Origin of the sequence: Pseudomonas sp. GM21, assembly GCF_000282215.1 — a bacterium.
Lineage (GTDB): Bacteria > Pseudomonadota > Gammaproteobacteria > Pseudomonadales > Pseudomonadaceae > Aquipseudomonas.
In genome coordinates, this window is record NZ_AKJS01000162.1 from 1 (window position 1) to 12,119 (window position 12,119).

The following is a 12,119-nucleotide window of genomic DNA, read 5'->3' on the forward strand; positions in this document are numbered from 1 at the left end:
TGCCAATCGCTTTTTGAGGCTCTTCAATGGAATGATCTGCTCGCGCCCGTCAACACTGAGTGTGCCCCGATCACAAAGCAGCTTGACGTTAGCGGCCAAGAAACCCGCCTCGATCAGCGCGTGGATGGCCTGATCTGAAGCGTCGATGGGAATGGGGAGCAACACCCCCAGCCGGGCTCGATAGGCACGGTAAACACTCTCGCGCAGCACATCCGCCAACATTAGTCGTCTCCACAGTTAGGCCTGCCGTGCCGCATCCGGTATTTCACCAAGGCGGTGAAAGCGGATTGGCCGACACGTCACGTCAGGCGTGCTCCGTCAAAATGGAAGACCGCTTACCCGCCAGTGCGCCAATGGGCTCCAGCACGCCCGCGGCCAAAACCGCGGCGTCCAAGAATCGACTGGCTCGGGCAGAGCGCGTCTTTAAAACGCCCCGAGCCTCAGCCTTCAACTGCTCCGCCATCTCCCACTTCGTCGTTGTGCTTTTGCGTTTCCCTTTCATCGCGGTACTCGATTTCAGTCTCAACACCCAAACCTCTAACGACGCAGCTCTCCAAAGGGTGCGGTGGTATGAATGTATCGCATGACCAACTTTAGGCTTAAGTAAACAATTACTGTCCTTGCGGTTGTTTTATGCGTTTAGTGGAAAGATTCCTTTCCCTAACAGGGTGCACTTCGCCATACCCTCATCAGGCTGAACCGCCCCACTCAAGGGACTGAAGGACACGGCGAACTTGTTTGGCCCCTATCTCAGTTTCGCAGAGCATGATCGGTGCAGTCCCACCGAACGCTTTATTCGGCGTCGACATCCAGTGTGTGGCCGTCATTGGTGTCTCGAATATCTTCTCGGCCAAGTGACTGACTTAGCAATTCTGTCCAAACGCTCGGAGGCCACATGATCGAGGTTCTTGTGCTCTCGCCGCCGTCGTTCAAGCGCAGAAGTTGATGCATTGAGCAGCGTTTCCAGGTGGCGGTCTTGAAGGTCAAAGGCCAAGCGAAAAACCTGGATGAGGTCAGCGGGAAACCCTAGTTTTATTTGGCGCAACCTCTCCGAATCCGTCAGCGACTCTTGATCGGAACTGAATCGCCAAAAGGCAGCGATGCCCTCCTCTCGGGACACAGCTTTCTTTTTTTCCGGACGTCGAGTCGCAGGTGAAGTGCCCATCAAACGTCCTCCCAATGATTTCCCATCCAATGGAATATGAGCTAACGCCGGTCTAATCGGAACTGCCCTATTGAGCGCCAGTGGAAACCCATAACGCCCTAGGCCGATAAACCAAGACGGCCCATTGAGTCTAGCGCCGAAATCGGCGCGGGTTTTTCGTGAATCTCCCCTCTCCTCCTCGGCGTACCGTACATCAAGGCCAGCGGGCAAAAAATACGCTCAGGTTTGAGAATCTTCTATTCTCAAACCTGAGAATTTGCTCACCCGGCGGATCTATGGTTGTGACGTACAGGTGTAATTACGTGGCCAGTAGCGCAGTACGCTATCGTCCCTCGCGCATTGATACTCTCGGTTGCGGTGCCGCCCCGCAGATCGCCCCGCGATGCATTAGCCTCCACTTAGCGCATGGCGCTATGTGCATCACGCCAGCCTAATGTTCATCAAGGCCTCGTCTGGGGAATATAAGCGTCACATCTCCCTGGTCTCGGTGCATCGTGTGAAGGCAAAGGCTCCCGCCTCGTCCCAAACCTAGATCTACAACGACCAAAGGGAATGCGCCTCCCTAAATATTGCTATAGCATATAGTTTTTTCACGTCAGCAATAAGGGCCCTATCGGGCCGTTACATCGGAGCGCTCAGTGATATTCCTTTTCGACCCTAAGCAGAGAGAGGTACGAACTTGGACTCACTGCGAAATTGAGGGGCTTTGTTTCATTGTTACCATCACTTCCATGAGAACGGGGCAGCGGAGTCGTGCAGCAGTGGTCGAGTGTGCGTATGAGCTGAGGCACTATCTTTTAACGGCTAAGGACGTTGTGGTCAGGCACGTTCATATGATGTGTCCCCCTTCTATTAGCGGACGTAGCGCCTGGACATTAGAGGAGCTGAAAAGCATTGTTGCTTTCACCGGGGTAGAAAGCGACCAAAGCGCGGTTTTGTATCGAACATCGGTTGCCTCCTACAAGCTTGGCGAACTAGACCTTAGAAAAAGAAAGCATTCCCGCGTTCTGTTCTGCGCTCGCCATCTCATGCCGCATTCACCGGTGGCTTCCGACGTATCGGATGACGACAGGTATCCTAAAATGTTTGCTCCCTTATCGGGACGCTGAGCAATGATCCGCACCCAAAACAAGCTATTTAGCAGGAGAAAAACGCAAATATCGCTATAGCGTATAGCTCTTTGTTCCGCAGCAAGGCTTTATCGTGCCTTTTGCGGATCAGCAAATGGATCTCAAAGAATCCTTCGGGGTTACCGTCAAATCTATTCGTAGAGCCAAAGGGCTTCCACAAATTGCTGTTGGCATGAATCAGGGATATATCAGCGAGCTCGAAAATGGTCAGAAAACTCCGACCTTACCCAAAATGGCTGCTATCGCAAAAAATCTAGGGATTCACCCCCTTACTCTTCTTGCGGCGGTATATAGCAATATGGGGCCAGAAGACTCGAATCAGCTTTTAGCCAAGGTTAAGAAAGAGCTTGAGAGCCTGAAGTGACAAATCCGTTAAAACGGCAAGTGGACAACAAATAAATGGACTTGGGTAGGGTGTATGCTCGCAAGGAATCACCTTCACACGTGGAATGAATTTTTGGATGCAGGAAGGCAGATGCCGAAAAATGCACCCTAAGTCTGCCAAAGTTATGACCGCGAGTATCTACCATGTCTACCGAATCCAGCTGCAAGCGCTCCTCGATACTCCCACGGACGCCTCAGATCAGGGCTTCCACTAGCTGATCGAGTCGGGCTTCCCGATCAGCACCCTCAAAACTTTGGTGCAACGTGGGCCGGATAAGTCTCGACGAGTGTGCTCAGATCATTCCGCACAAGACACTCGCTAAGCGGCTAAGGAAGGGCCAACGGCTGAGTGTGGACGTAAGTGATTGCCTGTTTCGCCTCACCCACATCACTGCCATGGCCGAGGCGCTTTTCAGAAACGAAGAGAAGGCCAGATGTTGGCTTTGTAAAGTTAATGCCGAGCTCTCCGGCGAAAGCCCGATGGCGATGCAATCCATCCCGGCCACCTGGCGTGGTGAGGAGATGTTGTTCAGGAGGCAGAAGGCTTTACCTTTTGAAACAAACGACGATGAACAACGTAAAGTAGAGAATACGCCCGCGTCACGAACGCATCACTCAATCAGGCAAAGATGTCGCTTAGCTGATAAGATGCGCCGCGTTATTACTTAAGAGGATTGTTTCATGGCCACTAATCGCTCCCAGCGTCTGCGCAAAAAGCTTTGTGTAGACGAGTTCCAGGAATTGGGCTTCGAATTGAACCTGGATTTCAAGGAAGATCTGGCTGACAAAGCAATCGACGCATTCCTCGACGCATTCCTGAAAGAAGCTATGGAAGCTAATGGACTGGGCTATGTTGGCGGCGACGACTTCGGCCTGGTTTGCCTGCAGAAGCGTGGCTCGGTATCCGAAGAGCAGCGTGCTGCTGTTGAAGCCTGGCTCAAAGGCCGCACCGAGCTGACCGGCGTTGAAGTCAGCCCGCTGCTGGACGTCTGGTACCCGGAAAAGCCGATCAATCCGGTAGCTTGATGTTCAAAGGGCCATCCATCGTGATGGCCCTTTTTATTTCTAGCTCGAGACAACCCCTTTGTTAAATGAGCCCCTGCCATATCTCCCCCTCGCTTTACTCGCTGCGCCTTCGTATTCAGTGCTCTTGAGTTGGATGTCGTTGCCATGACCACTCGATATCGCAGCTTGTGATCGAAGTGGCAAATTTCATACGCCAATCCGCTGGTACTCGTCACACTTCGCTCTCGCAGCTCGCCGCTCGCCGCTCGCCGCCAACGATTAGCACATTGCGAAACCAATAACGCAAAGCTCCAGCACGAAGGTTCAGGCCGCGACTAAATTTCCCGTCATCGCCATTGCTTGGTGACAAGTAATCGACACCCGCTTTCGTATCTATCACCTTCAACTCCCGACTTGCATGTTCCCAATGTAGTGGAGGCAGACGGGTGAGACCTTCATTTGTGGACAAGTCGATGCGATTCGCTATGAGGAGCGGGCAGCTTGGAGACGTGTCATTGAGTAATCAGGTGCGACTTCTACCGCAGCTTTACCGTGGGGGATAGGAAGGAACATTTGTTTCTGGGGAAGTAGAAAATGAAGCTGAGAAGGGGGGAGACTACTAGAAATGAAGGGCGTAAAGGAGGATCAGATTTTTGACAAATTTCTGATTATTTTGTGCTAATCAGCAAAACTTGAAATTCATCGACGCACAGTTTTTTGCGCAGACGCTGGGAACGGTTAGTCGCCATTGGAACAATCCTCAAAAGTAATAACGGGCGGCACTTTAGCAGTTTAAGCCACTAATTGCCCGACTCTCTGGGGTGCATCGCTGACCGTCGGTAAAAAAAGAGCGGATTAGAGGGGTATGGCACGGCACACGACTTCAAGCCTTGGGGCATAATGCCGACACTTTCATGACCACTGAGGGATTTTATCGCCATGCCCTCGTTTTTTTCCCCTCGCCCGTAGGGTTTTATTGCACATGATCAAGTCTTTGCGTCCATTGTTGCTGGCCAGTTTCATTCTTCCTCTGGCCCTTTCCGTCTCCGCTGCTCCGATCAACACCGCGCTTTCGCCTAACGTCGAAAAAGCCCTCAAGGCCAGCAAATTGCAGGACAGCGCCCTGTCGCTGGTGATGATCCCGCTCACTGGCCCTGGCACCCCGACCGTTTTCAACGCTGACGTTTCGGTCAACCCGGCCTCGACCATGAAACTGGTCACCACCTATGCCGCGCTGGAAATGCTCGGCCCGAACCATCAGTGGAAAACCGAGTTCTACACCGACGGCACTCTCAGCGGTGGCATCCTCAACGGCAACCTGTATCTCAAGGGTGGCGGCGATCCGAAGCTGAACATGGAAAAACTCTGGCTGCTGATGCGCGACCTGCGCGCCAACGGGGTGACGCAAATCACCGGCGATCTGGTGCTGGACCGTAATTTCTTCACCCAACCGCAATTGCCCGAGTTCAATGATGACGGCAATGACGAAAACAAACCGTTCCTGGTCAAACCCGACTCGCTGTTGGTCAACCTCAAGGCCCTGCGCTTCGTGGCGCGCAACGACAACGGCCGTGTGCTGGTGTCGGTGGAGCCGCCGATTGCCAGCATCCGCATCGAAAACCAGGTCAAAGCCGTCAACTCCAAGCAATGCACCGGTGGCGTACGTTACAACCCGGTGACCCAGCCCGATGGCAGCATGACCGTGACGGTGGGTGGCCAGTTGGGCGATGGTTGCAGTTCCCAGACGTACCTGTCGCTGCTCGACCACGCGACCTACACCGCCGGCGCCGTACGCGCTATCTGGAAAGAACTGGGCGGCAGCATTCAGGGCAAGGATGTGCTGGCGCCTACCCCAAGCGGCGCCAAATTGCTGGCCCGGGCTTATTCACCGGACCTGGCGGAAATCATCCGCGACATCAACAAATTCAGTAACAACACGATGGCTCAGCAGCTGTTCCTGAGCCTGGGGCAGAAGTTTCGCACCGATGCCGACGGTGACGACGCCAAAGCCGCGCAGCGCGTGGTGCGTCAGTGGCTGGCGAAGAAAGGCATCACGGCACCGCACCTGGTGATGGAGAACGGTTCCGGCCTGTCCCGCGCCGAACGCGTCAGCGCCCGTGAAATGGCGGCCATGCTGCAAGCAGCATGGCACAGCCCGTATGCTGCCGAATTCATCAGCTCGATGCCCATTGCCGGCACCGACGGCACCATGCGCAAACGCCTGAAAACCACCGCAATGCGCGGCGAAGCCCACGTCAAGACCGGCACCCTGAACACCGTGCGAGCGATCTCCGGCTTCAGCCGCGACGTCAATGGCAACACCTGGGCAGTGGTGGCAATCCTCAACGACAAGGCACCGTTTGGCGCGTCGTCGGTACTGGATCAGGTGCTGCTGGACTTGTATCGCCAGCCGAAACTGCCGGAAACGGCTTCGGTGCTATAACCCGACCTAAAGAACACCTAAGATGATCGTTCCCACGCTCAGCGTGGGAATGCAGCCAGGGACGCTCCGCGTCTCATTCAAGAGCGGACGCAGAGCGTCCGTTGAGGCATTCCCACGCAGAGCGTGGGAACGATCATGGGGGAGCGTATCTGGTGTTAGCTTGTCTGCGCCTCAACCCGATCCCGCCCAGCCAGCTTAGCCGCATAGACCCCGGAGTCCGCGCGCAGCAACAGCGCATCCGCGCCCTCCCCGACGCGCCAACTGGCGATCCCGAAACTCGCCGTGACGAACCCGACGCTGTCGATCGGCGAACCGCGCAGCGCTTGCCACAACTGCAAGGCCAGCACTTGAGCCTGCTCACTGTCGGTGTCCGGGCAGAGCACCATGAATTCTTCGCCCCCGAGGCGACAGAACACATCCGTGCGCCGCAGCCGCTGACCGATACGCTCGCACACGGCCTGTAACACCCGATCCCCCACAGCGTGGCCATGCTGGTCGTTGATGCGTTTGAAGTGGTCGATGTCGAGCATGATGACCGACAACTCGCCCCCTCCACGCTGGACTCGGATCATTTCGGTAGTCAGGCGCTCCTGGAAATAGCGGCGGTTGTGGATCCCGGTCAATGAGTCGGTGATCGACAGCGCGCGCAACTCTTCTTCCACGCGTTTCAGGTCGGAGATATCGGAAATGTAGCCATGCCAGAGCACGCCGCCACCGGGCAGCTCTTCCGGGGTTGCCTCACCACGAACCCAGCGCAGGCCGCGTATGGGCAACTGCACGCGATATTCCTCGCGCCACGGGCTAAGGGTGTCCGCAGACGCCAGGATCGAGTCACGGACCCGCGTCGAGTCCTGTGGGTGAATGCGCGTGAAGATCGATTCGGCATCGAACAGCAGCACATCCGGTTCGAGTTCGTAGATCTCTCGAATACCGTCACTGACATAAATCACACGGAAGCGACCATCGAATTCCATCATGAATTGATAGATGCCACCGGGCACATTGGCGCTGAGTTTTTTCAACAACAGGTCCCGCGCCGCCAGCGCCTCATGGACGCGCTTGCTTTCGGTAATGTCGATGCATACTGCCAGGTGACCGACCCACAGACCTTGTTCGTCGAGCACCGGGGTTGCGAGCATGTTCACCGCCAAATGGCTGCCATTGCGGCGCACCAGCGTCCACTCCCGCGCCTCTTGCCCGCCCTCTTCGCCCCCTTTGACCAACATCGCCTGACTGGTCGGAATCGGCTTGCCATACCGCCCACTCAACTCCGCCGCCCGCACCTCCAGCTCCCGGTGCAAGTGCAGGTTTTCCAGGGTCAGGTGCCCCACGACCTCGGCGCTGGCATAACCCAACATCTGCTCGGCACCGGCATTGAACGTATTGATGATCCCACGCAGGTCGGTGGCGATGATCGCCACCTGAGTGGCCGCATTCAGCACAGCACGCAGCTGGCCATGAGTGCCCCGTAACTCCTGTTCGCGGGCACGTAATTCCCCGGTTCGTTGCTCCACCATTTTCAGCGCGCGCTGACGCTGACTGACCAACACGTACAACAACACGCTGAGCAGCAGACTGAGCAAACCGCCCAGCACCATCAGGGGCTTCACCGAGGAATGGTGGGCTTTTAGAAAGACTTCGCTCGGCGTGATATCGACTTGATAATCGTGATCGGCCAGTCGCAGCAGCCGGCTCGCGGACAACTCACTGGCAGCCGGTGCGTTGAAGGATTCAAAAAGCGCTTCCTGCCGTTCGTCCACCGATAAATCGAGAATGCGCACCGAAAGATAGTCGTGCATGGAATCCGGCAATCCATCTGCCAGCAACTGGCGCATGCTGATCACTGCCATGACATATCCGTAGGGTTTTGCCCCCGCGGCGCCTGGCATATTGCGCAGCATCACCGGAGCCACCAACAGCACGCCACGCGCATAGGCCGGGTCGATACTGACCAGATGCATCGGCTGCGACACCGCCATAGTGCCCAGTCTGTCCGCCCGCTCAAGTGCTGATCGACGCTTCGGTTCGGCCAGCAAGTCGTAACCCATCGGCGATTTCAGTCGACTTTGCGTCTGGCTGTACTGCACCACCACGTATTCATCGCGTTCACCGGCCAATTGCAGTTGACCGTTGCCGTCTTGCTCACGAATGGTGAAGTGGGTGAATCCCTCGTCCCGCACCTTGCGCTCGAATTCTGCGCGCTCGGCACGCGTCACTCGGGTCGCGAACTCATAGGCTTGAGTCCGGTGCAATAACGGCTGGGTGAAACCGTCGAACTCCTCGCGGGAGACCGAACTGGAATTGGCGAAGAACCGGCGCAGGCCGTCGAGGCGTTGCTCCTGGTCTACGAAACGCTCTTCGATGCGGCTGTAACGCTCACTGGCCAGCAGTTGAAAGCGTTGTTTGAGTTGATGTTGGAACACATTGAGCGTCGACCAGGCCAGTAACCCCGTAAGTACGCCACCCATAAGCAATGCCAGCAGCGCGACGAGCCAGGCCGACGAATCTTCGCTGATAATGCCCAGGATCCTGGGGCGCACGGCGTGCAACGACATAGACGCAACTCAAAACGCCAGGTGCGGGAAAGCCCATTGGCCACGAGTAGAGTTATAGCTATTAGCCACTAATTTGACCAGTACTGAAAGAATCCCAAGAGCCTTTAAAAATCAAGGCTCTGAGGATTCAACCCGTTCAGGTGTCAACGTGCAGTGATTTTCCAGGCACGGTGGATCTTGCCGTTACGGGCGAAATCCGGGTCGATGGTCTGGGCGGTGATTTCTTCAACCGCATAACGCTCGGTGAGGTTTTCCTCAAGGGCGAACTTGCGGAAGTTGTTGGAGAAATACAACACGCCACCGGGCGCCAGACGCGCCATGGCCAGGTCGATCAACTGCACCTGATCCCGTTGCACGTCGAAGATCCCTTCCATGCGCTTGGAGTTGGAGAACGTCGGCGGGTCGATGAAGATCAGGTCGTATTCGTCACGGCAGGCGTCGAGCCAGGCCATCACATCGCCCTGCTCCAGGCGGTTCTTGTCAGAGAAACCGTTCAGCGACAGGTTACGACGCGCCCAGTCCAGGTAGGTTTTCGACAGGTCAACGCTAGTCGTGGTGCGTGCACCGCCCTTGGCCGCGTGAACACTGGCCGTCGCGGTGTAGCAATACAGGTTGAGGAAGCGCTTGCCGGCCGCCTCTTTCTGAATGCGCATGCGCATCGGACGGTGGTCGAGGAACAGCCCGGTGTCGAGGTAGTCGGTCAGGTTGACCAGCAGCTTCACGCCACCTTCGTTGACCTCGACGAACTTGCCTTGCGCAGCCTGACGCTCGTACTGCTTGGTGCCGCTCTGACGCTCGCGACGCTTGACCACCACACGACTCTTGTCGATGTTCAGCGCCTGAGGAATGGCCGCCAGGGCATCAAACATGCGCGCCGAGGCTTTTTCCGGATCGATGGATTTTGGTGCCGCGTATTCCTGGACGTGGACCCAATCCTGATACAGGTCGATGGCCATGGAATATTCCGGCATGTCGGCATCGTAGACGCGATAGCAGTCGATGCCCTCGCGCTTGACCCACTTGCCCAGTGCCTTGAGGTTTTTCTGCAGGCGATTGGCAAACATCTGCCCGCCTTCGCTCAAACGCGGTTGCTCGATCACCGGCGCGGGTGCTGGCGTCGGTTTGATCGGGTTGCCGTTTTTGTTGTACTTGCGTTCTTCCGGCTCACTCGGCGCCTGATCATAGGCCGCCTGCTCACGCTCCACCTGACGCTGTTCCGGGGTGCGACGCTCGCCGGTGACGAACTGATCTGGCGTGACCTTGATCAGCAGCAGCTTGCACGGTAGCGCGCCGTTCCAGAACGAATACTGCTTGTGGCTACGAATGCCCATGCGCTTGCCCAGGTCCGGGGCGCCGGTGAACACCGCGGCCTCCCAGTTCAGGCAGGCCTGACGCAGACGCTCGCCGAGATTTTGGTAGAGGTAGAGCAAGCTCGCCTCGTCACCCAGACGCTCGCCGTATGGGGGGTTGCAGATCACCAGGCCTTTCTGGTTCTGGTCCGGACGCGGTTCGAAGGTGCCGACTTCGCCCTGGTAGATCTTGATCCACTCACTCAGGCCGGCACGTTCGACGTTGTTGCGACCCGGCTGAATCAGGCGCGGGTCGGCTTCGTAACCCCGAATCCACAGCGGTGGCTTGGCCAGGCCGGCCGCGCAGCGCTCAGTGGCTTCTTCGTGAAGCTTTTTCCACAGCGCCGGGACGTGGCCCAGCCAATGGGTAAAGCCCCACTGATCGCGACGCAGATTCGGCGCCATGTCGGCGGCGATCATCGCGGCTTCGACCAGGAACGTACCGACACCGCACATCGGGTCAGCCAGCGCGCCGCCTTCGGCCGCAATGCGGGGCCAGCCGGAACGGATCAGGATCGCAGCCGCGAGGTTTTCCTTCAGCGGTGCCGCGCCTTGCTGCAAGCGATAACCACGCTGGTGCAGGCTGTGGCCGGACAGGTCGAGGGAAAGAATCGCTTCGCCACGGTCCAGACGCAGGTGAATGCGCAGGTCCGGATTGAGTTTATCGATCGACGGACGGTCGCCTTGCGGGGTGCGCAACTTGTCGACGATGGCGTCTTTGACTTTCAAAGCGCCAAAGTGAGTGTTGTCGATACCCGAGCCATGGCCGCTGAACTCGACGGCCAGGGTACCGGCGTTGAGCATGTGGTCTTGCCACTCGATGTCCAGTACGCCGTGGTACAGGTCTTCGGCGTCCTTCATCGGGAAACGTTTGAGCACCAGCAACACCCGGTTCGCCAGTCGCGACCACAGGCAAAGGCGATAAGCGGTTTCCATCGTCGCCATGCCACGCACGGCAGAGGTGTGCTCGCGTGCTTCTTCAAGGCCAAGCCCGACGGCTTCCTCGATCAGCAGGCCTTCAAGGCCTTTGGGGCAAGTGAGGAAGATTTCGAATTGATCGGACATTGGATTTTCAGAGCCTTGGCTAAGTGAACCGACAACGCATTGCCGGCCCGGTTTTCAATCAGGCGCTTTTCTAAAAGAACGCCCGCGTGGCACGAAGGTGTGCCGTCCCACCTGTGCTGCTCAGGTTAGAAGAGCTTAGATGCACAGGCAGATAAAAAAGTTGATGCAACAAAATGTCATAAGTCGACCCTTCGTCGAATAATGCTCCCGGCCAACAGAAGTCATTCTCACTTAGGATTAACCCCGTCATCCTGCGGGGCGCCGATCATACAGGGCTTTTCCAAGAACCAAGGACCAAACATCGCGTTACTTATCGCCATAGCATCTTTATCGTTACGTCCTTATGACAAAACGATCATTCCCTCGATGTGACGCATTGGTTAGAACTCAACACAGGTTGACGCCGCAACGACGTCAACACCTTGGCTCGCGACGCCGGCAGCGGGCCCCAACGGCAGAGTTTTTCTGCCAGACCTCGATTGAGGTCTACGCGATGAATACAGTCAACAAGTGAGGGCAACACCCTATGAGAAGACTTAAGCGTGATCCGTTGGAAAGAGCATTTTTGCGCGGATATCAATATGGCGTTGGTGGCAAATCCCGTGAGCTTTGCCCATTTACTCTACCGTCAGTACGCCAAGCCTGGATTAACGGCTGGCGCGAGGGACGCGGCGACAACTGGGACGGTATGACCGGCACTGCGGGAATCCACAGACTCAACGAACTTCACGCCGTCGGCAATTAATTACAGGGCCTAACACTGCGACACAAAAATCTGATGACTGACTGAATTAACCACGCACGTCCCATCCGGACGGCGGGCTTCGGCCCAGGGGCTCCTTCGAGGAGCCCTTTTTTATGCCTGTCTTTCGCCACACAGTTCCCTTGTAGCAGCTGCCGAGCCCGCGAGGCTGCGTCCGGCTGCGCAGCAGTCGTAAAATCAGCCCCTGCAGTCCTGCAGACACACCGTGCATTCCGGGTTTACGACTGCTTCGCAGCCAGACGCAGCCTCGCAGGCTCGGC

8 protein-coding genes and 1 pseudogene are annotated in these 12,119 nt (G+C 56.7%); 4 read left to right on the forward strand and 5 right to left on the reverse strand.

Annotated features, from left to right (window positions below; translation table 11 throughout):
• From PMI22_RS04115 to PMI22_RS32360, 3 genes and pseudogenes are all read right to left on the reverse strand, one after another.
• Positions 1-222: pseudogene (locus PMI22_RS04115) on the reverse strand (antitoxin Xre/MbcA/ParS toxin-binding domain-containing protein); the annotation flags it as partial.
• A gap of 467 nt (positions 223-689) precedes the next feature.
• Positions 690-827, reverse strand: coding sequence for an MbcA/ParS/Xre antitoxin family protein (locus PMI22_RS32170; RefSeq protein WP_338010181.1), 138 nt, complete (start codon positions 825-827; stop codon positions 690-692).
• Positions 824-1,165: an antitoxin Xre-like helix-turn-helix domain-containing protein gene (locus tag PMI22_RS32360; RefSeq protein WP_338010182.1), complete on the reverse strand. Its 342-nt coding sequence runs from the start codon at positions 1,163-1,165 to the stop codon at positions 824-826. The genes PMI22_RS32170 and PMI22_RS32360 overlap by 4 nt, the downstream gene beginning before the upstream one ends.
• Before the next feature lie 1,224 nt (positions 1,166-2,389).
• Here PMI22_RS32360 and PMI22_RS04110 point away from each other — a divergent pair.
• The 3 genes from PMI22_RS04110 (at position 2,390) to dacB (ending at position 6,127) form a co-directional block, all read left to right on the forward strand.
• Positions 2,390-2,659 carry a helix-turn-helix domain-containing protein gene (locus PMI22_RS04110; RefSeq protein ID WP_007948525.1) on the forward strand — a complete coding sequence of 90 codons (270 nt, stop codon included), beginning with the start codon at positions 2,390-2,392 and terminating at the stop codon, positions 2,657-2,659.
• A gap of 701 nt (positions 2,660-3,360) precedes the next feature.
• Entirely contained in the window at positions 3,361-3,705 is a 345-nt protein-coding gene (locus PMI22_RS04105) for a YggL family protein (RefSeq protein WP_007948526.1), read from the forward strand.
• A 961-nt stretch (positions 3,706-4,666) separates the two neighbouring features.
• Positions 4,667-6,127, forward strand: a complete 1,461-nt coding sequence (gene dacB, locus PMI22_RS04100) for a D-alanyl-D-alanine carboxypeptidase/D-alanyl-D-alanine endopeptidase (RefSeq protein WP_007948527.1) — start codon at positions 4,667-4,669, stop codon at positions 6,125-6,127.
• 155 nt (positions 6,128-6,282) lie between these two features.
• Here dacB and PMI22_RS04095 read toward each other — a convergent pair whose 3' ends face one another.
• Both PMI22_RS04095 and rlmKL read right to left on the reverse strand, forming a co-directional pair.
• Positions 6,283-8,682: a sensor domain-containing diguanylate cyclase gene (locus PMI22_RS04095; RefSeq protein WP_007948528.1), complete on the reverse strand. Its 2,400-nt coding sequence runs from the start codon at positions 8,680-8,682 to the stop codon at positions 6,283-6,285.
• A 143-nt stretch (positions 8,683-8,825) separates the two neighbouring features.
• Complete coding sequence (gene rlmKL, locus PMI22_RS04090) at positions 8,826-11,096, reverse strand: bifunctional 23S rRNA (guanine(2069)-N(7))-methyltransferase RlmK/23S rRNA (guanine(2445)-N(2))-methyltransferase RlmL (RefSeq protein ID WP_007948529.1); 2,271 nt, start codon at positions 11,094-11,096, stop codon at positions 8,826-8,828.
• A gap of 526 nt (positions 11,097-11,622) precedes the next feature.
• On the opposite strand from rlmKL, the gene rmf reads away from it, so the two are divergent.
• Positions 11,623-11,841: a ribosome modulation factor gene (gene rmf / locus PMI22_RS30915; RefSeq protein ID WP_007948532.1), complete on the forward strand. Its 219-nt coding sequence runs from the start codon at positions 11,623-11,625 to the stop codon at positions 11,839-11,841.
• Positions 11,842-12,119 lie beyond the last annotated feature (278 nt).

Bases quoted from the DNA above. Each gene is read 5' to 3' on its own strand.
- PMI22_RS32170 (WP_338010181.1), bottom strand. From the start codon at position 827: ATGACGGCCACACACTGGATGTCGACGCCGAATAAAGCGTTCGGTGGG.
- PMI22_RS32360 (WP_338010182.1), bottom strand. From the start codon at position 1,165: ATGGGCACTTCACCTGCGACTCGACGTCCGGAAAAAAAGAAAGCTGTG.
- PMI22_RS04110 (WP_007948525.1), top strand. From the start codon at position 2,390: ATGGATCTCAAAGAATCCTTCGGGGTTACCGTCAAATCTATTCGTAGA.
- PMI22_RS04105 (WP_007948526.1), top strand. From the start codon at position 3,361: ATGGCCACTAATCGCTCCCAGCGTCTGCGCAAAAAGCTTTGTGTAGAC.
- dacB (WP_007948527.1), top strand. From the start codon at position 4,667: ATGATCAAGTCTTTGCGTCCATTGTTGCTGGCCAGTTTCATTCTTCCT.
- PMI22_RS04095 (WP_007948528.1), bottom strand. From the start codon at position 8,682: ATGTCGTTGCACGCCGTGCGCCCCAGGATCCTGGGCATTATCAGCGAA.
- rlmKL (WP_007948529.1), bottom strand. From the start codon at position 11,096: ATGTCCGATCAATTCGAAATCTTCCTCACTTGCCCCAAAGGCCTTGAA.
- rmf (WP_007948532.1), top strand. From the start codon at position 11,623: ATGAGAAGACTTAAGCGTGATCCGTTGGAAAGAGCATTTTTGCGCGGA.